Source organism: Trabulsiella odontotermitis (assembly GCF_001297775.1).
Classification (GTDB): Bacteria; Pseudomonadota; Gammaproteobacteria; order Enterobacterales; family Enterobacteriaceae; genus Trabulsiella; species Trabulsiella odontotermitis.
In genome coordinates, this window is record NZ_LIFX01000014.1 from 66,828 (window position 1) to 90,026 (window position 23,199).

Sequence of the window (23,199 nt, forward strand, 5' to 3'; positions counted from 1 at the left end):
TGCATTTCTGCAGGGGCATATCAAACGTTTTAGTGAATCCGCGCCTGAACACGGGCAATCGCGTTGTCGTAGACCGTACTGGCTTTTTCCTGACGGGCAGCCTGGTAATAGGTCAGCGCCTGCTGATAATCACCCGCTGTTTCGTAAATTTTGCCGATGTTATAGTTTGCACCCGCACGAACCGTCGGCGCCCCTGCACCACTGGCTAATGCCAGTGCCTTACGGTTGGCCCACAGCGCTTCCGCCGTACGACCGGCTTTCTGATACACCAGCCCCAGGTTGCCATACGCTTTACCGTTATCCGCCCACGCATTGACCGCTGCCGTGAACAGACTGATTGCCTGATCGTAGTCATTTCGCTGGTAGGCTGCTTCCCCTTGCAGGTTCAGGCTGCGCGACGCGCTGATGTCCTGTTGCGACCAACCAGCATTGTGCGAGGCAGTCCAGGCATCGGTCAGTGCGGGAGAGAGGTGTGACCCGATACGCGCAGACTCCATATTCACGCCTTCAATCTGGTTGATATCAACAAAATCGCCTGATGGGGTGATTTTGAATACCGTCCACAGATTTCCGATCTTCTGTTGCGGGACATAATAGGTTCGCACCAGCGATTCACCGACGTAGACAAACACTTTCGCCTGGCTCTCTGATAAACGTGAGCTGTTTGGTCTTTCACGGTCGGTGAAATCATGGATAGCGTAAACATACGACTGACCCTGTTGCCGTGCCGTCAGGGTGATAGTCTCGGGACCGTAACTGTCCGTATCGTCAACGTCAAGATTACCGTTATCCCCTTCTTTCTGCTCGAAATAGATATGGTTGCCCTGATAAACGATATGCGAGTCTAAATCGTCAGGCTGCGCTCCCCAGGTTAATACCACGCGCATGCTGTCCAGACCGGTGAGTACCGGACTTAGCGCATAGGACATGCCATTGCAGGGGCATTTCACCACCAGATTCGAGAAGCCGCTTTTCTTGACGATCAGCAGCGTGTCGCTGGTATCGGGGAACGCACTTTCCAGCGTAGCCTGTCCCTGTGTGTTCGTTGTCGCCCGAACCGCACTTTCGCCGTTTCGTTGCAACGTGACCTGTGCGTCCGGGATTTTTGCGTCTTTCACCACAGCGCTCAGAATCTCAACCTGAGTTGGGCTGGCCAGGCCATAGCCAGACAGCAGCATAAGCGGCAAAAACAGCCATGACGTCATGTTTCTTTTCATTGAATTCCCTTTATTGTCTGTTAGTTCCTTAAGTGTTCTAACGCACCATTCGTCATCATTGTGCGAGGTTTGTTCAGATTGCTAAGGTATTGACCTGCGCATAAGAGTTTACCAGAAAAGGCAGGGACAAATAGGAGAATATCTGTCTGAGGCAAATGCAATGGGAATACATGACGGATTATCAGGACTATATTTCAGACGGGAAAATCGAGCGGCGCATTTTATAAAAATAAGCCCGCAAAGCGGGCTTGTCATTTGTGACATCGTTTCAGCGATGTGGTTTAACTTTTTATTTTTCTGTAAATGAACAGTACGACCAATGCACCAATAACAGCGACAACAAAGCTGCCGAAGTTGAACCCGTCCACTTTACCAAAACCGAAGAATGTGCTAATCCAGCCGCCAACGACCGCACCGATGATACCGAGAATAACCGTGACGAAGAATCCGCCGCCGTCTTTACCCGGCATGATCCACTTCGCCAGAATCCCTGCAATTAGCCCGAAAATGATCCACGAAATAATACCCATGTGTTTTATATCCTCAGTTAGTACGTAACTTCATTTACCGGGATAAAGCGTAGCACATCGCTCAAAAATATCTAACGGGCTTTTCACCCTGAATTATCAGTCATTTTTTCGTCACAGAGACCCTGTATGGTGTGTGCCCACCGCACAAATTGATCGCAACGAGATTTTGCGCATTTTTTGCTGGCACCCCGGATTTGCTGGCGTATTATCGTCACTCCCTTCCCCGTTCGGGGCGTTACAACCTTCTTGAGTTCAAGAGGCAAACATTCATGACCTGGCAACACTTCAAACAGGCTTACCTGATTAAATTCTGGGCGCCAGCCCCTGCGGTCATCGCTGCAGGTATTCTCTCCACCTATTATTTCGGCATCACCGGCACCTTCTGGGCCGTCACCGGCGAATTCACGCGCTGGGGCGGGCAATTGTTGCAACTGGCAGGCGTCCATACGGAAACCTGGGGCTACTATAAACTCATTCATCTCGACGGTACGCCATTAAGCCGCATCGATGGCATGATGATTATCGGTATGTTCGGCGGCTGTTTCGCGGCCGCGCTGTGGGCGAACAACGTAAAACTACGTCTTCCGCGCAGCCGGATTCGCATCGCGCAGGCTATCGCTGGCGGCATCATCGCGGGTTTTGGCGCCCGTCTGGCGATGGGCTGTAACCTCGCCGCGTTCTTTACCGGCATTCCGCAGTTTTCTCTGCATGCGTGGTTTTTCGCGATTGCCACCGCCATCGGCTCCTGGTTCGGCGCACGTTTCACGCTGCTGCCCATGTTCCGTATTCCGGTGAAAATGCAGAAAGTCTCCGCCGCATCGCCGCTCACACAGAAACCAGAGCAGGCGCGTCGCCGTTTCCGTCTGGGGATGCTGGTGTTTATCGGGATGATTGGCTGGGCGCTGCTGACCGCCATGAACCAACCCAAACTCGGACTGGCGATGTTGTTCGGCGTCGGCTTCGGGTTGCTGATTGAACGCGCGCAAATCTGCTTTACCTCCGCCTTCCGTGATCTGTGGATCACCGGGCGTACCCACATGGCGAAAGCCATCGTGTTCGGGATGGCAGTCAGCGCAATCGGTATTTTCAGTTATGTGCAACTCGGCGTGGAGCCCAAAATCATGTGGGCAGGCCCGAACGCGGTGCTGGGCGGGCTGCTGTTCGGCTTTGGTATCGTGCTGGCGGGCGGTTGTGAAACCGGCTGGATGTACCGTGCGGTCGAAGGCCAGGTGCATTACTGGTGGGTCGGCCTCGGCAACGTCATTGGCTCAACGCTGCTCGCGTATTACTGGGACGATTTATCCCCCTCTCTCGCCACCAGTTGGGACAAAGTCAACCTGCTCAATACCTTTGGCCCACTCGGCGGCCTGCTGGTCACCTATGCGCTGCTGTTTATCGCATTGATACTGATAATAGGTTGGGAGAAACATTTTTTCCGTCGCGCGCGTGGCGCATCGGTGACCGCTAAGGAGGCAGCATGAAAACGATTGTTCCTGATTATCGTCTGGATATGGTGGGCGAACCGTGCCCGTATCCGGCCGTCGCCACGCTGGAAGCGATGCCGCAACTTCAGAAGGGGGAAATCCTCGAAGTGGTCAGCGATTGCCCGCAGTCAATCAACAATATTCCACTGGATGCGAAGAACCATGGTTATACCGTGCTGGACATCCAGCAGGACGGGCCAACCATCCGTTATTTGATTCAGAAATAGTCCGTCACAGAATTATATGTTCGGCTTGATGGTTCCGAAAATCTGGCGTAAATAATAACTGTCCATTATGGATAAATAAGGAGATTTAGATGGGCTATTACGTCATTAAGAAATCGGATAAAAATACTTCGCAACCGTATTATTTTCAGTTGAAAGCAGATAACCACGAAATTATTGCTGTAAGCGAGATGTATTCTTCAAAAGACGCAGCAAAGAAAGGAATTGCGTCTGTACAGAAAAACGGTCCGACCTCCACGATAAAGGACGAGACCGTATAGCCGAAGCCCCTCTCCCTGCTCCGGGAGAGGGCTCTTTCAGACGACCGCCGTTGTCAGCCGCGATGAGCAACACAATCTTCCCTGCTCATCAAAAATCTCAATCTGCCAGACCTGATGTCGACTGCCCGCATGGAGCGCAGAACAGACGCCGCGAACGCGACCGCTGCTCACTGCGCGAATATGATTGGCGTTAACTTCCAGCCCGACCACTTTCTGATCACCCTCGGTACAGAGATAACCGGCCACCGATCCCAGCGTTTCCGCCAGCACCACGGACGCGCCGCCGTGCAACAGACCAAACGGCTGTTGAGTACGGTTATCTACCGGCATCGTCGCTTCGATGGTGTTGTCAGTAAAGCGGTCAAACTGAATATCCAGCAGCCCCACCATGTTGTTTTTACCCATGGCGTTGAGGTCGTTAAGCGTCGCGGTGCGTTTCCAGATCATCCAAGGATCTCCAGTAATGCCTGTAGCGGATGGCGAACGCCATTCCCTTCAATACGTTTCACCTGACTCCGGCATGAATAGCCCGTTGCCAGACAGCGATTTTTCGGCAGTGTCTGCATGGACGGCTGCCAGGAGAGCGCGTAGATCCCCAGCGAATTCGCATGATTTTTGACTTCATGACCATACGTGCCCGCCATTCCGCAGCAACCCACGTTGATATTTTCCAGTTTTGCGCCGAGACGCGCAAACAGCGCAGCCCACTGTTGTGGCGCGGCGGGTAGCGCCGTGACCTCTGTGCAGTGACCAAAGAGATACCACGATTCACCGCTCACTTCTCGCGCCACGACATTCTCCAGCGCCAGTGGTAGCCATTCATGCACCAGCATGACGTGGAAATCGCCGCGCCCGGCGCCGAGCACCTGCTTGTACTCATCGCGATAACAGAGCACCAGCGCCGGATCAACGCCCACCATCGGCATGCCAAGCTGCGCAATGCGGCTGAGAAAATCCGATGTTTTTTTCGCGGTTCTGGCGAAGCGGGCAAGGAACCCTTTGATATGCTGCGCTTTACCGTTGGGCGAGAACGGCAGCAGTACGGGCTGATAACCGACCTTTTCCACCAGCCGGACAAAATCCGCCACCACCTGTGCGTCGTAATAGCTGGTAAACGGATCCTGGACCACCAGCACCGTTTTCGCTTTTTGCTCAGCACTCAGGGCCTCAAGCTGCTCCAGCGTCATGTTCGCCGAGCGGTGACCCACCATCCTTTGTTGCAGCGATGGCACCGAAAGCAGCGGCAGATCAATCATGCCGATATGTTTTTCGGACAGACGGCGCACCCAGGGCTGGTTGATAAAGAAGTTAAACGTTTTAGGCGCGCGCGCCATCAGCGGCGCATAGCTTTCAACGGTGGCGACCAGATGATCGCGCACCGGACGCAAATAGCGGGAATGATAAAGTTGCAGGAAGCGTGAGCGGAACTCCGGCACGTCGATTTTGATCGGACACTGGGTCGTGCAGGCTTTACAGGCAAGACAGCCTGACATCGCCTCCTTCACCTCATGGGAGAAATCGTATTCGCCTTTACGCGCATGCCAGCTGTTACGTGTGCGTTCAATGAGCGAGCGCAGGCTGACGCGTTTTTCCGGCAGCTCTTTTTCCAGTTTCAGCGGATCAACGCCCCGGTCAGCCAGCAGGCGCAGCCATTCGCGCACCAGCGTCGCGCGCCCTTTCGGCGAATGAATGCGGTTGCTGGTGATTTTCATCGACGGACACATCGGGCTTCTGACATCGAAGTTAAAGCACAGCCCGTTACCGTTACACTCCATCGCGCCACGCCAGGCGGTACGCACGATGCCAGGGATCTGCCGATCATATGTACCGCGCTTCACCGCATCAACCTTCCTCATTGGCGCGTCAATGCCTTCCGGCGGGCAAATCTTGCCGGGGTTAAGCCGGTTGGCCGGGTCGAACGCCGCTTTAACCTTGCGCAGTTCGCCATACAGTTCGTCACCAAAGAATGCCGGGCTGTATTCTGCGCGGAAGCCTTTGCCGTGCTCGCCCCACAACAGGCCGCCATATTTTGCCGTCAGCGCCACCACCTCATCGGAGATCTGCTTCATCAGGATCTCCTGTTGCGGATCGCACATATCCAGCGCCGGGCGCACGTGCAACACACCGGCATCGACATGACCAAACATGCCGTAGCTCAGGCCGTGGCTGTCCAGCAGCGCGCGGAACTCGGTGATATAGTCAGCGAGATGTTCAGGCGGCACGCAGGTATCTTCGGCAAAAGGAATGGGCTTCGCCGCCCCTTTCGCATTTCCCAGCAGCCCCACCGCTTTCTTACGCATCGCATAGATGCGCTCAATACCCGCCAGTTCCTCACAGACCTGCCAGCCGATAACACCACCGGCGTTTTGTGCCATCAGCGCATCCAGGCGCTGACACAGCGTTTTAACCCGATCGTCAATCAGTTGCTGGTCGTCGCCCGCGAATTCGACGATATTCAGCCCCAGCATCACTTTATCTGCCACGTCAGTGATTAATTCACTTACGGAATGCCAGACGATATCTTCCCGCGCCAGATCCAGCACCTTTGAATCCACCGTTTCTACTGAGAGGGCGTTGGCTTCGACCATGAACGGCGCATTACGCAGTGCGGAATCAAACGAATCGTATTTAACGTTCACCAACCGCCGCACCTTCGGCAGGCGGGTGATATCCAGACGCGCCTCGGTGATAAACGCCAGCGTGCCCTCGGAGCCAGTCAGCACGCGGGTTAAATCGAACTCAGTCATATCATCATTAAAGACATGACGCAGATCGTAGCCGGTCAGAAAACGGTTCAGTTTGGGGAATTTGTCGATAATCAGCTGCCGGTTGTCGCGGCAGCGCTGATACACGGTGCGGTAAATACGGCCAATGGCCGACTGCTCTTTCGCCAGTGTTTCTGCCAGTTGCACTGGCATTGGCTGAGTATCAAGGATGTCGCCCCCCATTAACACCGCCCTGACGCCGAGCACGTGGTCCGACGTTTTGCCATACACCAGCGATCCCTGACCCGACGCATCGGTATTGATCATCCCGCCCAGCGTGGCGCGGTTACTGGTGGAGAGTTCAGGGGCGAAAAAATAGCCGTAGGGCTTGAGGAACTGATTCAACTGATCTTTGATGACACCGGCTTCCACCCGCACCCAACCCTCTTCCGGGTTGATTTCAATGATGCGGTTCATGTAACGGGACAGATCGATAATAATGCCCTGATTGAGCGCCTGCCCGTTGGTGCCAGTACCGCCGCCACGCGGGGTAAACGTCAGCGACGTAAACCGTTCTTCAGCGGCCAGACGCGCCAGCAACGCGACATCGGCGGTAGAACGGGGAAATACCACGGCATCCGGCAACAGTTGATAGATGCTGTTATCGGTGGACATCGTCAGTCGGTCGGCATAGCCGGTGGCGGTGTCGCCGGTGAAACCTTGCTGTTCCAGTACCTGCAAAAAAGTCAGCACCAGTTGGACGACACCTGGCGCCTGAGAAATCTGTGGGATCATTACGCTTGACCCTGCCTGATAATGTTGTGTTGTGAGTAATTAATCGGTTGCGTTGCGCATTTATCGTTGTATCACATTTTTTTCTTATGCGCCCATCAGAATTATGTGCTCAAATTTATTGATATTATTATTTGTCAGACACGATTGTTTAAGGGAAAAACATCTATGGTAAGTCTTCGTCAGCCAAAAGACATTCCGCAAATACTGTTGTCGGTGCTGTTCCTGGCCCTCATCATTACTGCCTGTTTATGGATAATCCAGCCGTTTATTCTTGGCTTCGCCTGGGCGGGGACGATTGTTATCGCCACCTGGCCGGTGCTGCTTCGTCTGCAACGCCTCCTTTTTGGCCGCCGTTCACTGGCCGTGCTGGTGATGACCCTGCTGTTGTTTTTGCTGTTTGTCATCCCGGTTGCGCTGCTGGTCAACAGCCTGGTGGACGGTAGCGGTCCGCTGATCCATGACATCACCAGCGGCAGTTTCACACTGCCGGACTTCGCGTGGCTGAACAGCATTCCGTTTATTGGTGCAAAACTTTATGGCGCCTGGCACAGCCTGCTCGATATGGGCGGCACGGCGATCATGGCGAAGGTACGCCCGTATATCGGCGCGACCACCACCTGGTTTGTTGGTCAGGCCGCGCACATCGGGCGCTTCCTGCTGCACTGCGGCCTGATGCTGCTCTTCAGCGCATTGCTCTACTGGCGCGGTGAAAAAGTGGCGTATGGCATTCGCTACTTCGCCACGCGTCTCGCCGGACGCCGGGGTGATGCCGCGGTCCTGCTGGCTGGACAGGCCATCCGCGCCGTCGCGCTGGGCGTGGTGGTGACTGCGCTGGTGCAGGCGGTTCTCGGCGGATTCGGGCTGGCAATTTCAGGTGTCCCTTACGCGACACTGTTGACCGTGGTGATGGTCTTTACCTGCCTGGTACAACTCGGGCCATTGCCGGTCCTGATCCCGTCAATCATCTGGCTGTACTGGAGTGGCGATACTACCTGGGGCACCGTGCTGCTGGTCTGGAGTTGTGTGGTCGGTACGATGGATAACGTTATCCGCCCGGTGCTCATTCGCATGGGCGCCGACCTGCCGATGATTTTGATCCTCTCCGGCGTTATCGGCGGTCTGGTCGCGTTCGGCATGATCGGCCTGTTTATTGGTCCGGTGCTGCTTGCCGTCTCCTGGCGGCTGTACGACGCCTGGGTTCACGAAGTTCCGCCACCGCCTGATAACCCGGATCAGGTGCTTGCGGAGCTGGAAGAGATTGAAGACGACAGCGAGCAGGCCGCAAAACTGTAAGCGAGCAAGGCGGGGAAACTCGCCTTATCTATAAGATATATTAATCATTCGTTTCGTTCACACTGCCACTTATGCTTATACCTGTTCCCACTGCCAGTATTTATCTCGCAAATCATTCATCTCTCTTTAACTATTGAGACGAATCTGATCGACGCAAAAATCCCCTGTGCCTACTATTAGGGCACGGTTATAAATCAAGATATTGATTTATAAATCATGGAAATCCCCTGAGTGAAACAACGAATTGCTGTGTGTAGTCTTTGCCCATCTCCCACGATGGGCTTTTTTTTTAGAAATAACGCAGCGAGTAAGTCAAAAAAAAATCCCCGGTCTCTCAACCAGGGATTTTTTATTTCAACAAGACTGCTATTTATTGAGTTCTGCCAGGCTCAGCCAGGTCTGCACGACGGTGTCCGGGTTGAGCGACAGGCTGTCGATCCCCTCTTCCATCAGCCAGGCGGCGAAGTCTTCGTGGTCGGACGGACCCTGACCGCAGATACCAACGTATTTGCCCTGCTGTTTCGCTGTGCGTATCGCCATTGACAACAGCGCTTTCACCGCATCGTTACGCTCATCAAACAGCTCAGAGACCACGCCGGAATCACGATCCAGACCCAGCGTCAGCTGCGTCATATCGTTAGAGCCGATGGAGAAGCCGTCGAAGTGCTCGAGGAACTGTTCCGCTAGCAGTGCGTTGGATGGGATTTCGCACATCATAATGACTTTCAGGCCGTTCTCGCCACGCTTCAGTCCCTGACGTGCCAGTTCATCAACTACCGCTTTTGCCTGCGCCACGGTACGCACGAACGGGATCATAATTTCGACGTTGGTTAAGCCCATGTCGTTGCGAACGCGTTTCACTGCCTCGCACTCCAGCGCAAAGCAATCGCGAAAACTGTCAGAGACATAACGTCCGGCGCCGCGGAAGCCCAGCATCGGGTTTTCTTCGTCTGGCTCGTAACGCTCGCCACCCACCAGGTTAGCGTATTCGTTGGATTTAAAGTCAGAGAGGCGAACGATAACGCGCTTCGGATAAAACGCCGCACCCAGCGTGGCAATCCCTTCCGTCAGACGCCCGACGTAAAACTCTTTCGGTGAATCGTAGCCTTTCATCATCTCGCGGATTTCGTTCTGCAGCGCAGGCTCCTGGTCATCGAATTCCAGCAGTGCACGCGGGTGAACGCCAATCATCCGGTTGATAATAAATTCGAGACGCGCCAGCCCTACGCCTTCATTCGGCAGGCAGGCGAAATCAAACGCGCGATCCGGGTTACCGACGTTCATCATGATCTTCAGCGGCAGATCCGGCATGGTATCCACGCTGGAGCTTTTCACGCTGAAATCGAGCAGTTCAGCATAGACGTAGCCGGTGTCGCCTTCCGCACAGGAAACCGTGACCTTTTCGCCATCTTTCATGCGTTCGGTGGCATCGCCACAACCGACAACCGCCGGAATGCCCAGTTCACGGGCGATAATCGCCGCGTGGCAAGTACGACCGCCACGGTTGGTAACAATCGCTGCCGCTTTTTTCATGATCGGTTCCCAGTCCGGGTCGGTCATGTCGGTGACCAGTACGTCGCCCGGCTGGATGCGGTTCATTTCACTGATATCGTGAATCACCTTCACTTCGCCAGCGCCGATGCGGTGCCCGATAGCGCGGCCTTCAGCGATAATTTTACCCTGTGCGTGAAGCGTGTAGCGCTCCATCACCTGACCGCGTGAACGCACCGTTTCAGGACGTGCCTGAACAATAAACAGCTTGCCGGTGTGACCATCTTTTGCCCACTCGATATCCATCGGGCGGCCATAATGTTTTTCAATCTGGATAGCTTGTTTCGCCAGCGCCTGCACTTCCTCGTTGGTCAGCGAGAAAACATCGCGCTGCTCCTGCGGAACATCTTCAATGCGCACCTGCTTGCCGTGTTCCTGCGTCGGCGCATAGACCATGCGGATCTTTTTGGAGCCCATGGTGCGGCGCACGATAGCCGGGCGACTGGCCGCCAGCGTCGGTTTGTGGACGTAAAACTCATCCGGGTTCACCGCGCCCTGCACCACCATTTCGCCCAGACCCCAGGCGGAGGTGATGAACACAACCTGATCGAAACCGGATTCGGTATCGATGGAGAACATCACGCCAGATGACGCGAGATCGGAACGAACCATGCGCTGTACGCCCGCAGAGAGCGCGACGCCGCGGTGATCGTAGCCCTGATGCACACGATAGGAGATGGCGCGGTCGTTAAACAGCGAAGCAAAAACGTGCTTCACCGCCACCAGAACGGCATCAAAGCCCTGTACGTTGAGGAACGTTTCTTGCTGACCGGCGAAGGAGGCATCCGGCATATCTTCTGCCGTGGCGGAAGAGCGGACCGCGAAGGAGGCGTCTGCATCATCGGCAGAAAGTTGCTCGTAGGCTTCGCGGATGGCAGTTTCCAGTTCGCTCTGGAAAGGTGTGTCGATGATCCACTGGCGGATCTGCGCTCCGGCTTTCGCCAGCGCGGTTACGTCATCAATATCGGTCTCATCCAGCAACTGATAAATGCGCTGGTTGACACCGCTCTGGTCGAGAAACTGATTAAATGCATCTGCAGTGGTCGCAAATCCGTTGGGAACTGAAACGCCCAGACCGGACAGATTTGTAATCATTTCACCCAGGGAGGCATTTTTGCCCCCAACTCTGTCTACATCATTCATGCCGAGTTGGTTGTACCAAAGCACCAGCGGTGACGAGCCATTGTTGGACATCGAAACAATCCTTTTGTGATTTAAGAACGGGTGCCAGTCATGCACTGGCGACACGAATTATCCTCGCATAATTACGCCGCTGATAAAAACGGTGAATCGTTCAAGCAATTTAATTTTTTTGATTTTCAGACAACTCCGCGAAATGAGGTAACCTGCTGATTTACCAGCAATCCCCTACAAACCCTCGGTATAAGAAAAACTATTTTGAAAATGAACTGGTCTTTTCATTAAAAATAAAAATAGCGTTTCACTCTTAAATGAGACAAATGACGCTGCGTTATGATTAAATTTAATTTACTCTTTCAGATAATTAAGCAGAGTAAACCGGATGGTCAAAATGGAAAATGCAGTAGATCGCCACGTATTTTATATTTCTGATGGAACAGCCATTACGGCGGAAGTGCTTGGTCATGCAGTGATGTCCCAGTTTCCTGTCTCTATCAATAGCATCACCCTGCCGTTTGTTGAGAGCGAAAGCCGCGCCAGAGCAGTCAAAGAGCAGATCGACGCCATTTATCAGCAAACCGGTGTCCGGCCACTGGTCTTTTATTCCATCGTTATTCCGGAAATTCGCCACATTATTCTGCAAAGCGAGGGATTCTGTCAGGACATTGTTCAGGCATTAGTCGCTCCGCTGCAGGAAGAGATGAAGCTGGACCCGACTCCGGTTGCCCACCGAACCCACGGGCTGACGCCAGGCAACCTGACTAAATATGATGCGCGTATCGCCGCCATTGACTACACGCTGGCGCATGATGACGGCATTTCGCTGCGCAATCTCGATCAGGCGCAGGTGATCCTGTTAGGCGTATCGCGCTGTGGCAAAACGCCCACCAGCCTCTACCTGGCAATGCAGTTTGGTATTCGGGCGGCAAACTACCCGTTTATCGCCGATGATATGGACAATCTGGTTCTGCCTGCCACGCTGAAACCCTTACAACATAAAATGTTTGGCCTGACGATTAATCCGGAACGCCTGGCAGCTATCCGTGAAGAACGGCGGGAAAACAGCCGTTACGCGTCGCTGCGTCAGTGCCGCATGGAAGTGTCAGAAGTCGAGGCGCTGTACCGTAAAAATCAGATCCCTTACCTCAACAGTACCAACTACTCGGTGGAAGAGATTGCCACCAAAATAATGGATCTGATGGGACTCAGTCGCAGAATGTACTAATAAACTAGTACAATGTAGCATCATCGTGTAAGATACATACCGTGATTGCATGCACCTCACGGCCAGGCTTGAATTCAGTCAGGATTGGTTTATCGTGATGGGCATCACTTCCGGTATTTCTGCCGATGAAGCAAACAATTTCTGAGACACCCAATGAATAAAACTGATGAATTGCGTACCGCGCGGATGGACAGTCTGGTCACACCCGCGCAACTTGCGCAGCAATACCCCGTTTCGCCTGCCGTCGCGGATCACGTGATCCAGTCGCGCCGTCGTATTGAGAAAATCCTTAATGGTGAAGACAGCCGCCTGCTGGTGGTGATTGGCCCTTGTTCTATTCATGATCTGGATGCTGCCATGGATTATGCGCGCCGCCTTGCAGCGCTGCGCAGTAAACATCAGGCGCATCTTGAGATCGTCATGCGCACTTATTTTGAGAAACCGCGTACCGTTGTTGGCTGGAAAGGACTGATTTCCGATCCGGACCTTAACGGCAGCTATCGCGTGAATCATGGTATCGAACTGGCGCGCAAGCTGCTGTTGCAGGTGAATGAACTGGGCGTACCGACGGCCACCGAATTTCTCGATATGGTGACCGGGCAGTTTATCGCCGATCTCATCAGTTGGGGGGCGATTGGCGCGCGTACGACGGAAAGCCAGATCCACCGTGAAATGGCCTCAGCGCTCTCCTGCCCGGTCGGTTTTAAAAACGGGACAGATGGCAACACCCGCATTGCGGTGGACGCCATTCGCGCGTCACGCGCCAGCCATATGTTCCTGTCACCGGATAAAAACGGCCAGATGACCATCTACCAGACCAGCGGTAACCCGTACGGGCACATCATCATGCGCGGCGGGAAAAAGCCGAACTATTATGCTGAAGATATCGTTGCCGCCTGCGACACGCTGCATGAGTTTGATCTGCCGGAACATCTGGTGGTCGATTTCAGCCACGGGAACTGCCAGAAACAGCACCGGCGTCAGCTGGATGTCTGTGATGATGTCTGCGCGCAAATTCGCAATGGTTCAACGGCGATTGCGGGCGTGATGGCGGAGAGCTTCTTGCGTGAAGGCACTCAGAAAATCGTCGCCGGACAGCCTCTGGCGTATGGTCAGTCGATCACCGACCCCTGCCTTAACTGGGAAGATAGCGAAGTGTTGCTGGAAAAACTGGCTGCCGCTGTCGCCACCCGTTTCTGATAAAACACCCGCCGCTATCACTGCGGCGGGTATCTTTACCTCTTTTTCATAAATAACGCTTGCTGCGGGTGAATGTATTATTGATAATGATTATCATTGTTACATTGATAGTTGTTTAAAAACCGTACTATGCCTATGGACAGCTCCAGCGAACAGGATAAACCGAAAGAGAACACCCCTTATCCTGTGCCCACCGATCGCCGCATCAGCAGCCAGACGCTGTTAGGTCAGGAAGGTCGCGTGTTGATCGAACACAACGGCCATGAATACCTGCTTCGTCAGACCCACGCCGGGAAACTGATCCTGACAAAATAACCGTTTAACTGGAACAGCTCACCTCCAGTCGTTTTCCCCAGTCCGGAGGACGGCTGACATAATCATCATCTCTGTCGACAAACGGGTAACGTAACGCCTCATGCAGACGCGCCAGCTCCTGCATATCGCCGCGTTCCGCCTGTTCAATGGCCCGCTGCGCCAGCCAGTTACGTAATACCATTGCCGGATTAACCGCCTGCATCCGTTGCTGGCGTTCGTCGTCAGTGATCTGCTCCTGCTGCAGGCGCTGGCGATAGGTCTGAAACCAGCGGTCAAACGCACCACGATCGATAAACTCATCCCGCAGCGGCGACGCCGCACTGTGCTGTTCCGTCTGGCTGAGCATGCGGAAAGTGCGGGTGAAATCGCTGCCTTCCCGCGCCATCAGCGCAAACAACGCATTCAGCATGTCATTATCGCCCTGTTGTTCGGTATAAAAACCGAGCTTGCGGCGCATCCGCAGTCCGTACTCGCGAAACAGCGCAAGCTGATACGTGTCCAGCGCCTCGTTAAGGGCGTCTGCGGTGATGAATGGCGACAGCGTCTGCGCCAGCCGTTGCAGATTCCACAACCCGACAGCCGGCTGATTATCAAAGCTGTAGCGCCCCTGATGGTCAGAGTGGTTGCAGATAAAACCCGGCTGATAGTCATCGAGGAAACCGTATGGACCGTAATCCAGCGTCAGACCGAGGATCGACATGTTGTCAGTATTCATTACCCCATGCGCAAAACCGACCGTCTGCCAGCGCGCAATCAGGGATGCCGTTCGCGTGACAATGTCACGAAACCAGAGGATATATTTCTCACTCTCATTTTCCAGGTGTGGCCAGTGATGACGAATCACATAATCCGCCAGTTGGCGCACCTTTTCCGGCTCGCGACGGTAGTAAAAGTGTTCAAAGTGACCGAATCGCACGTGGCTTTCCGCGATGCGCATCAGCATCGCGCCCTGTTCCATCGTCTCGCGACGAACAGGTGTATCGCTGGTTACTATCGCCAGTGCGCGTGTTGTGGGAATACCGAGGCCGTGCATCGCTTCAGACGCCAGACTTTCGCGGATCGTAGACCGCAGCACCGCACGGCCATCGCCCATACGGGAGTAAGGCGTCAGTCCGGCGCCTTTCAGGTGCCAGTCATAGCGCTGGCCGTCAGGCAGTTGCTGCTCGCCCAGCAGGATGCCGCGACCGTCGCCAAGTTGCCCGGCCCAGACGCCAAACTGGTGTCCGCTGTAAACCTGTGCCAGCGGCGACATACCTGGCAGCAACGCTTCGCCGCCCCAGACGCCAGCACCCTGTTCCGGCTGGAACACAGACGCCTCAACGCCCAGCGTTTCCGCCAGCGGTGCGTTATGCCAGATCAACCGGGCATTTTCTAACGGTGTGGGTTGCAGTGCGGTGTAAAATCCCGGCAGCTCATCGCGCCAGTGAGATGTAAAAGACAGGGTCATGGTTCCTCCTGTCTTAAGTGTAGTGTCTTCTTCGCCGGACAAACACGGGCGGTTTGCAGGGTTATCCCTGCACCAGCGTGGTGATGCGACTCACCGTGACGGCAGGCCACAGCGCGCCTTGCATGGCGCTGAAACCGAATGGCTCGACGCGCCGCCGTGTCTCTTCGTTGTCAACGCCCGCAATCATCATGGTAGCGCAATGCGGCAGCACCTGAGCCACAATCGCGCGCATAAAGGGTTCAAAGGACGGAGAAAGAACACGACGCTGAACGAAGGTTTTATCAATCGCAATACGCGAAAAAATACCCGCGAAAATGGCTTTTGTTGACGCGTCGCCCGCGCCAAAATTAGCCAGTACCAGATTAAACCGTTTCGCGAGGATCACTAATGCATGATGTTCATTAAGCGTATTTAGACCAGGGTAATTCTCATTAATGGTAAATTCGAGAAACGGAAATCGTTTAACGCTTTCGATTAACGCGGTTTCCGTTAACAGCGCCTGCACAATGACGGAGGATATATTTATCCAGGCCAGTAAATGATGCTGAATAAAAAAAAGCTGACAGGTTTCCAGCAAGGCGAGTTTTTCTTTAAATAATGATAACTCTTCCTCCGGGGTCATGTACCTGGTGATGAGTTCCGTTGGCGTACGGACGCCCGAGCCCACGCCGACAAAGTTGGCAATGATTTCCAGTCCGATAAGTTTGTCGGTGTTGTTTCTGGCCGGCAGAAATAAACATTCCGGACGATAGGCGTTATCCAGCGAGACAATCATTGTATCTGCCCCTCAACAAGGATGATTCCCGACGACCTGATGTAGCGACGAAAACAACGCGAGCTAATTGATTTTATTATAAATAATTTCATCCGGTCCTTTTGAAAATAACGATATCCCTGCGGAAAAAGCATCCGTTATATTGTAATGCATACCCGTATATTTAGACAATCAACTGTTTTACCTAATGCAAATCACGGCTAAACGTAATTAAGCGAAAATGTTATATTCTTGTTTTCTGCCGATAACAAAAAAGGGACCTGAAGTCCCTTTTTGCCATGATCAAATTCGTCGGGCCTGCCAGAAGTTTTTCCGCCAGTAAACGTTATCCAGTGAGGAGCGAGTGACGCCCTGACTTGTCGAGGCATGAATAAAGGTGTTATCCGTATCATAAATGCCGACATGCAGGCCATTGGCGCCCGAGCCGGTTTTGAAAAAGACCAGATCGCCGGGTAACAGCTGATCTTTGTCTATTTCCGTCCCCACATTGGCCTGTTGCCGGGTTTCCCGCGGTAGCTGCATTTCAAATTGATCGCGAAAGGTCATGACCACAAATCCGGAGCAATCAACGCCCCGACGGTTCATGCCGCCATAACGATAAGGGGTTCCCCGCCAGTTCTGTAACTGATCATTCAGGCCCGCAATGACGGCAATCGAATCAGAAAGCCGTGGATTTGGGGGTGGCGCGCGGTGACTGCTGCATCCTGCAAGAATGAATGCCACCAGCAAAATAAACCAGAAACGCATGTCCGCGGTTCCTCTGTCTTTTATTTTAATAATAATTTAGCGTGGTTAATGATTAACTGGCAAGCGGCCTTTCGTCTGGCAGCGTAGAAATCAGAATCTGATGTCCGGAAATATCCAGCCGCTGGAAATGCATTTGCCAGGCCTGATAAAGATGTTCCGGCGTTAATACCTCTTCTTTTTTCCCGCTGGCGATCAATTTACCGTCGCGCATTAACCAGACGCGATGCGCAGTGCGCAGGGAATAATTGAGATCGTGACTGCTCATCACCACTGTAATACCCGCCGCACAAAGCTGATTCAACATGGCATCCAGCGCCGCCTGCTGCGCCACATCAAGGCTGTTCATCGGCTCATCAAGCAGTAATAGTTGCCCCAGCGGATTGCCTTCAGGATGGATTTGCAGCATCACCGCCGCCAGGCGTACGCGTTGCCATTCGCCACCAGAAAGCTGGTTAGTCTGACGCCCGAGTTTCGATGTCAGCCCCAGCGCATTGGCCATTTTATTCAGTAAGACACTTTGCGATTTGTCATGCTGATGAAGCATCAGATACTGCCAGACCGGAATCGCAAAAGGCGGTGTCTGCTGCTGCGTGAGATATGCGCGATGGTGCGCCAGTTCAGTTTCGGACCAGCTCGTGAGATCTCTGCCATTAAAGGCTACCTGGCCTTTGCCTGCGCTCAGGCCTGCCATGCGTGTCAGCAGCGTGCTTTTCCCTGCACCGTTTGGCCCGACGAGATGCAGGATCTCCCCACCCTGCACGTCAGCAGAAAACGGCCCCAGACGGGCCATTTCCTCAACATGATGCAGTTGCATCAGGAGCGTCATTAGCTCGCCAGCGCCTGTTTGATGGCGTTTGTTACGGTAGGATCGTCCGGGGTCATATCCGGCGAGAAACGCTGGATCACCTGCCCGTCGCGACCCACGAGGAATTTTTCGAAATTCCACAGGATATCATCCGGGTAGAGCGGCGCGCGCCCTTTGCTGACCATCCGCTCGTAGAAGCCACTCCCCGCCGGGGCGACCGCAGTGGGCGCGGCCTTAACCAGTTTCTGGTACAGCGGATGACGATGTTCACCGTTGACGTCGCCTTTGCTCAGCATCGGGAATGTCACGCCGTAAGTGGTCGAACAGAAGGTTTTGATCTCCTCTTCACTGCCCGGCTCCTGACCAAGAAACTGATTGCAGGGGAAACCCAGCACGCTGAAACCTTCATCCTGCCAGTGTTTCTGAATAGCTTCAAGCTGCTCATATTGCGGCGTTAAACCACATTTTGACGCGACATTGACGATCAGCAGAACCTTTCCGCGCCAGTTTTCCAGCGTGGTTTTTTCGCCGTCGATGGTCGTAACTTCGGTGTTCAGAATATCGTTTTGCATAGCATCCTCATTGTCTGTGGTTCTTAACGACCCGATTTCAGGAGTAACCAGATAAAGACCGGCGCGCCCAGCGTGGCGGTGACGACGCCGATGGGCAGCTCAGCGGCGGAAAGCGCCAGACGCGCAATCACATCCGCCAGCAGTAACGCGCTTCCCCCGGCCAGTACGCAGGCCGGTAATAGTACGCGGTGGTCGGTCAGGCCACACAGTCGCAGGATGTGCGGGATAACCAGACCGATAAAGCCAATGGCGCCCGCCAGCGCGACGCTGACGCCCACCAGCCAGCCTGTGGCGATGACCAGCAGTTTGCGCCACAGCCACAGCGGCAGCCCCAGTTGACGCGCGGAGACCTCGCCCAGCGCCAGTAAATTCAGCGGCTGTGACTGTGCGCTGACCCATACCATGACCGGGATCAGCGCAATCATCAACCACAGTTGCTGCCAGTCTACACCACCAAAGCCGCCCATCATCCAGTACATTAACTGGCGCAGATCGAAGGAGGTTGAGAAATAAACCGCCCAGGTCATGATGGCGCTGCAGATGATCCCGAGCGCAACCCCTGCCAGCAACAGACGGCTGGTTGAGAGATGGCGACGGGCAAAACGCAGTAAAATAAAGGTGATGAGCAACGCACCGGCGATGGCGCACAGTCCCAGCGCCCAGCCGGGCAACAGGCCGCGCCCGAGCAGCACAGCGGCAATCAGGCCGACGCCAGCTCCATTGGATACACCCAACAGGCCTGGCTCGGCAAGCGGGTTTTCAAACAGCGCCTGCATAATGGCGCCGGACAGCGCCAGCGCCGCGCCGACCAGCAAGACCGCCAGCGTGCGCGGCAGGCGGATCTGCCAGATGAACAGTTGCCCTTTCGCGCTGAACCAGTCTGCAGGCGCAATCCACTGTTCGCCCGCGCACAGGCTGAGCATCGTCGCGGCCACCAGTATCAGCAGCAACGCGAGAAGCCAGCGTCGGTTTCGTTGTTGTTGAAGTCGAACCCAGGAGAGCATAATTTCCATTAATCAGGCAGCAAGGTGTTTGATTTTACGGTGCCTGTCCGTTGCAGAAAAGAAAAAAGGCCGCGAAGCGGCCTTTTTAGTTAGTTCAGATCACTCTGCCTTGGGCGAAGCGTTTTCGACACGGCTCTTTAACTTCTGACCGGGTCTGAAGGTCACCACACGCCGGGCTGTAATGGGAATATCTTCGCCCGTCTTCGGGTTGCGCCCCGGGCGTTGATTTTTATCACGCAAGTCAAAGTTACCAAAACCGGAGAGTTTCACCTGCTCACCATTTTCCAGAGCGCGACGGATCTCCTCGAAAAACAGTTCTACCAGTTCTTTGGCATCCCGCTTGCTAAGCCCAAGCTTATCAAACAGATATTCTGACATTTCAGCTTTTGTAAGCGCCATAGGTTCAATCCCTCAATGATGCCTGGAATCGCTCTTTTAATGCCTCTACACATCTGGCAACGGTAGTGGCAATCTCCTCTTCTTCGAGTGTACGGCTGGTATCCTGAAGGATCAGGCTGATAGCAAGGCTCTTATAACCCTCCGCTACACCCTTACCACGGTACACGTCAAATAAGTTTACGCCAACTACCTGATTTGCGCCAACTTTCTTACACTCGGCGAGAATATCCGCTGCCGGAACGTTTTCAGCGACCACAACAGCGATGTCGCGACGGTTCGCCGGGAAGCGAGAAATCTCCTGAGCCTGAGGCACCACGCGGTCTGCGAGCTTGTTCCACTCCAGTTCGAACACCAGAGTGCGACCGTTCAGATCCAGTTTACGTTCAAGTTCCGGATGAACAACCCCAATGAAACCAATACGTTCGCCTTTCAGATAAATCGTCGCAGACTGTCCCGGATGCAGTGCCGGATTCGCTTCCGCTTTGAACTGGACGTCAGCCAGTTTACCGGTCAGATCCAGCACAGATTCGAGATCGCCTTTTACATCATAGAAATCAACGGTCTCTTTTGCCAGGTTCCAGTGCTCTTCATGACGATTCCCGCAAATCACACCCGCCAGCATCACATCCTGACGAATACCGAGGTTTGCCTGGGTATCCGGCACGAAACGCAGACCGGTTTCGAAGATACGCACGCGGCTCTGCTGGCGGTTCTGGTTATAGACCACGGTGCTCAGCAGGCCTGTCCACAGCGACAAACGCATCGCGGACATTTCGCTGGAGATCGGACTTGGCAGGATCAGCGCCTCTTCACCCGGGTGGATCAGTTGCTGAATTTTCGGGTCAACGAAGCTGTAGGTGATCACTTCCTGGTAGCCTTTATCGTTCAGCAACGTTTTCACGCGCTTGAGCGACAAATTCGCTTCTTTGTGGGTTCCCATGATTAAACCCGCCTGAACCGGCTCATCCGGGATGTTGTTGTAGCCGTAAACACGCGCCACTTCTTCCACCAGATCTTCTTCGATTGAAATATCGAAGCGCCAGTTCGGTGCCACCGCCTGCCACTGATCCTGACCTTCGATCACGTCGCAGCCCAGACGACGCAGGATATCGCTGACCTGCGCATCGGCGATGTGATGACCGATAAGGCGATCCAGTTTGCTGCGACGCAGCAGGATAGTCGCCGGTTTCGGCAGCGTGGATTCATCGGTAACGTCAATCACCGGACCCGCTTCACCGCCGCAGATGTCGATCAGCAGACGGGTGGCGCGCTCCATCGCTTTGTATTGCAGCGCCGGATCAACCCCGCGCTCATAGCGGTGAGAGGCATCGGTATGCAGGCCATGACGGCGCGCACGACCGGTAATCGACAGCGGGCTGAAGAATGCACATTCCAGCAGGACGTTTTGCGTGTCGCCGTTTACGCCAGAATGCTCGCCGCCAAAGATACCGCCCATCGCCAGCGCTTTACTGTGATCAGCAATCACCAGCGTGTCGGTATCCAGTTTCGCTTCGCTGCCGTCCAGCAGTACCAGTGTTTCGCCCGGCTTCGCCATGCGCACCACGATCCCGCCATCAATGCGGTCGCGGTCGAAGGCGTGCATCGGCTGGCCCAGTTCGAGCAGCACATAGTTAGTGACGTCAACCACCGCATCAATGGAGCGAATGCCGCAGCGACGCAGCTTTTCTTTCATCCACAGCGGCGTTGGCGCTTTTACGTTGATACCTTTGACGACACGGCCCAGATAGCGCGGGCAGGCATCGGTCGCGTCCACGCGGATAGGCAGCGTGTCGTTGATGGTTGCCGCGACCGGCGCCATTTCCGGCTCGACCAGCGGTAGCTGGTTCAGCACCGCGACGTCACGGGCAACACCGATAATACCGAGGCAGTCTGCACGGTTCGGCGTCACGCTGATTTCGATGGCCGTGTCGTCGAGCTTCAGATAGTCACGGATATCGGTGCCGATCGGCGCATCCGCGGGCAGTTCGATAATGCCGCTGTGATCATCGGAAATCCCCAGTTCGGAGAACGAGCACAGCATCCCTTCAGACGGCTCGCCACGCAGTTTTGCCGCTTTGATTTTGAAATCGCCCGGCAGTACGGCACCGATGGTCGCCACAGCGACTTTCAGTCCCTGACGGCAGTTTGGCGCGCCGCAGACGATATCCAGCAGGCGTTCACCGCCGACATTCACTTTCGTCACGCGCAGTTTGTCAGCGTTCGGGTGCTGACCGCACTCAACCACTTCACCCACCACCACGCCGTTAAATGCGCCCGCGACCGGCTCAACGCCGTCCACTTCCAGACCCGCCATGGTGATCTGGTCGGAGAGCGCATCGCTGTCGATGGCCGGATTGACCCATTCGCGTAACCACAGTTCACTGAATTTCATTGTTATATCCTGCCCTTATTTAAACTGTTTGAGGAAACGCAGATCGTTTTCGAAGAATGCACGTAAATCGGTGACACCGTAACGCAACATGGTCAAGCGCTCCATGCCCATCCCGAAGGCGAAACCTGAGTAGATTTCCGGATCGATGCCCACATTACGCAGCACGTTCGGATGCACCATGCCGCAGCCCAGCACTTCCAGCCATTTGCCGTTTTTACCCATCACGTCAACTTCTGCAGACGGTTCGGTGAACGGGAAATAGGACGGACGGAAACGAATCTGCAGGTCTTCTTCAAAGAAGTTACGCAGGAAGTCGTGCAGCGTGCCTTTCAGGTTAGTAAAGCTGATGTTCTTATCAACGATCAGCCCTTCCATCTGATGGAACATCGGGGTGTGAGTCTGGTCGTAATCGTTACGGTAGACGCGACCCGGCGCGATGATACGAATCGGCGGCTGCTGATGTTCCATGGTGCGGATCTGCACGCCAGAAGTCTGGGTACGCAGCAGACGCTTCGCGTCAAACCAGAAGGTATCATGGTCGGCACGGGCCGGATGGTGACCCGGAATATTCAGCGCATCAAAGTTGTGGTAATCGTCTTCGATTTCCGGGCCGGTCGCGACGGTAAAACCGAGTTCACCGAAGAAACTTTCAATACGGTCGATGGTACGGGTGACCGGGTGCAGGCCACCGTTTTCAATACGGCGACCCGGCAGCGAAACGTCGATGGTTTCGGCCGCCAGGCGGGCATTCAGCGCAGCGCCTTCCAGATCCGCTTTACGCGCGTTCAGCGCCTGCTGAACCTGCTCTTTCGCTTCGTTGATGACCGCACCTGCCGCCGGACGTTCCTCAGGCGGCAGTTCGCGCAGGGTTGTCATCTGGAGGGTCAGATGCCCTTTCTTGCCCAGATATTCGACGCGTACGTTATCTAACGCGGCAACATCTGAAGCCTGATTAATGGCTGCCTTCGCACTGGCAACCAGCTCTGCGAGATGTGACATGGGTTTCCTCGTTGTGTCGGTGCAGACACCGTCTATGGTAATTATTTCGCTCTATCCAAAAGCAAAAAAGCCTCCATAGTGGAGGCTTTCTGGCGCTGT

General features: G+C 54.4%; 21 protein-coding genes, 1 other RNA gene and 1 other annotated feature (1 of these 23 cut by a window edge). Of the genes, 8 read left to right on the top strand and 14 right to left on the bottom strand.

Annotated elements, in window-relative coordinates; translation table 11 throughout:
• Window positions 1–29: 29 nt before the first annotated feature.
• Complete coding sequence (locus AOY23_RS18755; RefSeq protein WP_054180806.1) at window positions 30–1,217, bottom strand: tetratricopeptide repeat protein; 1,188 nt, start codon at window positions 1,215–1,217, stop codon at window positions 30–32.
• 281 nt (window positions 1,218–1,498) lie between these two features.
• A complete protein-coding gene (locus tag AOY23_RS18760) occupies window positions 1,499–1,747 on the bottom strand; it encodes a GlsB/YeaQ/YmgE family stress response membrane protein (RefSeq protein WP_054180807.1) in 249 nt (82 codons plus the stop codon).
• 269 nt (window positions 1,748–2,016) lie between these two features.
• On the opposite strand from AOY23_RS18760, the gene yedE reads away from it, so the two are divergent.
• The 3 genes from yedE (at window position 2,017) to AOY23_RS18775 (ending at window position 3,736) form a co-directional block, all read left to right on the top strand.
• Entirely contained in the window at window positions 2,017–3,228 is a 1,212-nt protein-coding gene (gene yedE, locus AOY23_RS18765; protein WP_054180808.1) for a selenium metabolism membrane protein YedE/FdhT, read from the top strand.
• The gene (gene yedF, locus AOY23_RS18770) at window positions 3,225–3,458 is read left to right on the top strand and encodes a sulfurtransferase-like selenium metabolism protein YedF (protein WP_054180809.1); all 234 of its coding nucleotides are present in this window, start codon (window positions 3,225–3,227) and stop codon (window positions 3,456–3,458) included. Before yedE ends, yedF begins: the two co-directional genes overlap by 4 nt.
• A gap of 89 nt (window positions 3,459–3,547) precedes the next feature.
• Entirely contained in the window at window positions 3,548–3,736 is a 189-nt protein-coding gene (locus AOY23_RS18775; protein ID WP_054180810.1) for a YegP family protein, read from the top strand.
• Window positions 3,737–3,772: 36 nt separating this feature from the next.
• Here AOY23_RS18775 and menI read toward each other — a convergent pair whose 3' ends face one another.
• Both menI and ydiJ read right to left on the bottom strand, forming a co-directional pair.
• Window positions 3,773–4,183, bottom strand: coding sequence for a 1,4-dihydroxy-2-naphthoyl-CoA hydrolase (gene menI, locus AOY23_RS18780; RefSeq protein WP_054180811.1), 411 nt, complete (start codon window positions 4,181–4,183; stop codon window positions 3,773–3,775).
• Complete coding sequence (gene ydiJ, locus AOY23_RS18785; protein WP_054180812.1) at window positions 4,180–7,236, bottom strand: D-2-hydroxyglutarate dehydrogenase YdiJ; 3,057 nt, start codon at window positions 7,234–7,236, stop codon at window positions 4,180–4,182. Before ydiJ ends, menI begins: the two co-directional genes overlap by 4 nt.
• A 165-nt stretch (window positions 7,237–7,401) precedes the next feature.
• On the opposite strand from ydiJ, the gene ydiK reads away from it, so the two are divergent.
• Window positions 7,402–8,529 carry an AI-2E family transporter YdiK gene (ydiK, locus tag AOY23_RS18790; RefSeq protein ID WP_054180813.1) on the top strand — a complete coding sequence of 376 codons (1,128 nt, stop codon included), beginning with the start codon at window positions 7,402–7,404 and terminating at the stop codon, window positions 8,527–8,529.
• A 183-nt stretch (window positions 8,530–8,712) separates the two neighbouring features.
• Window positions 8,713–8,821, top strand: an RNA gene (rprA, locus tag AOY23_RS22085) — antisense sRNA RprA.
• A gap of 74 nt (window positions 8,822–8,895) precedes the next feature.
• Here rprA and ppsA read toward each other — a convergent pair.
• Window positions 8,896–11,274 carry a phosphoenolpyruvate synthase gene (ppsA, locus tag AOY23_RS18795; RefSeq protein WP_054180814.1) on the bottom strand — a complete coding sequence of 793 codons (2,379 nt, stop codon included), beginning with the start codon at window positions 11,272–11,274 and terminating at the stop codon, window positions 8,896–8,898.
• A gap of 337 nt (window positions 11,275–11,611) precedes the next feature.
• Here ppsA and ppsR point away from each other — a divergent pair, with 337 nt between their 5' ends.
• From ppsR to hemP, 3 genes are all read left to right on the top strand, one after another.
• Complete coding sequence (gene ppsR, locus AOY23_RS18800) at window positions 11,612–12,445, top strand: posphoenolpyruvate synthetase regulatory kinase/phosphorylase PpsR (RefSeq protein WP_054180815.1); 834 nt, start codon at window positions 11,612–11,614, stop codon at window positions 12,443–12,445.
• Window positions 12,446–12,598: 153 nt separating this feature from the next.
• Window positions 12,599–13,645 carry a 3-deoxy-7-phosphoheptulonate synthase AroH gene (aroH, locus tag AOY23_RS18805; protein WP_054180816.1) on the top strand — a complete coding sequence of 349 codons (1,047 nt, stop codon included), beginning with the start codon at window positions 12,599–12,601 and terminating at the stop codon, window positions 13,643–13,645.
• A gap of 135 nt (window positions 13,646–13,780) precedes the next feature.
• Window positions 13,781–13,960 (top strand): hemin uptake protein HemP, encoded by a 180-nt coding sequence (hemP, locus tag AOY23_RS18810; protein WP_054180817.1) that lies wholly within the window; start codon window positions 13,781–13,783, stop codon window positions 13,958–13,960.
• Window positions 13,961–13,964: 4 nt separating this feature from the next.
• Here the strand turns inward: hemP and selO are convergent, their stop codons facing one another.
• The 9 genes from selO to pheS all read right to left on the bottom strand — a co-directional run bounded on the left by selO (window position 13,965) and on the right by pheS (window position 23,100).
• Window positions 13,965–15,407, bottom strand: coding sequence for a protein adenylyltransferase SelO (selO, locus tag AOY23_RS18815; RefSeq protein ID WP_054180818.1), 1,443 nt, complete (start codon window positions 15,405–15,407; stop codon window positions 13,965–13,967).
• A gap of 61 nt (window positions 15,408–15,468) precedes the next feature.
• On the bottom strand, window positions 15,469–16,182 hold the full coding sequence (locus AOY23_RS18820; protein WP_054180819.1) for an EAL domain-containing protein: 714 nt from the start codon (window positions 16,180–16,182) through the stop codon (window positions 15,469–15,471).
• A 282-nt stretch (window positions 16,183–16,464) separates the two neighbouring features.
• The gene (locus AOY23_RS18825; RefSeq protein WP_054180820.1) at window positions 16,465–16,929 is read right to left on the bottom strand and encodes a C40 family peptidase; all 465 of its coding nucleotides are present in this window, start codon (window positions 16,927–16,929) and stop codon (window positions 16,465–16,467) included.
• Window positions 16,930–16,981: 52 nt separating this feature from the next.
• Window positions 16,982–17,755 (bottom strand): vitamin B12 ABC transporter ATP-binding protein BtuD, encoded by a 774-nt coding sequence (gene btuD, locus AOY23_RS18830; RefSeq protein ID WP_054180821.1) that lies wholly within the window; start codon window positions 17,753–17,755, stop codon window positions 16,982–16,984.
• The gene (locus AOY23_RS18835; RefSeq protein ID WP_054180822.1) at window positions 17,755–18,306 is read right to left on the bottom strand and encodes a glutathione peroxidase; all 552 of its coding nucleotides are present in this window, start codon (window positions 18,304–18,306) and stop codon (window positions 17,755–17,757) included. The genes btuD and AOY23_RS18835 overlap by 1 nt, the downstream gene beginning before the upstream one ends.
• Window positions 18,307–18,329: 23 nt before the next feature.
• Window positions 18,330–19,310 carry a vitamin B12 ABC transporter permease BtuC gene (btuC, locus tag AOY23_RS18840; RefSeq protein WP_054180894.1) on the bottom strand — a complete coding sequence of 327 codons (981 nt, stop codon included), beginning with the start codon at window positions 19,308–19,310 and terminating at the stop codon, window positions 18,330–18,332.
• Window positions 19,311–19,409: 99 nt separating this feature from the next.
• Complete coding sequence (gene ihfA, locus AOY23_RS18845; protein ID WP_006820203.1) at window positions 19,410–19,709, bottom strand: integration host factor subunit alpha; 300 nt, start codon at window positions 19,707–19,709, stop codon at window positions 19,410–19,412.
• Window positions 19,710–19,713: 4 nt separating this feature from the next.
• Window positions 19,714–22,101: a phenylalanine--tRNA ligase subunit beta gene (gene pheT / locus AOY23_RS18850; RefSeq protein WP_054180823.1), complete on the bottom strand. Its 2,388-nt coding sequence runs from the start codon at window positions 22,099–22,101 to the stop codon at window positions 19,714–19,716.
• A 15-nt stretch (window positions 22,102–22,116) separates the two neighbouring features.
• Entirely contained in the window at window positions 22,117–23,100 is a 984-nt protein-coding gene (gene pheS / locus AOY23_RS18855) for a phenylalanine--tRNA ligase subunit alpha (protein ID WP_049850068.1), read from the bottom strand.
• Between the two features lie 60 nt (window positions 23,101–23,160).
• Window positions 23,161–23,199, bottom strand: a sequence feature (Phe leader region); it runs 86 nt beyond the window's last position.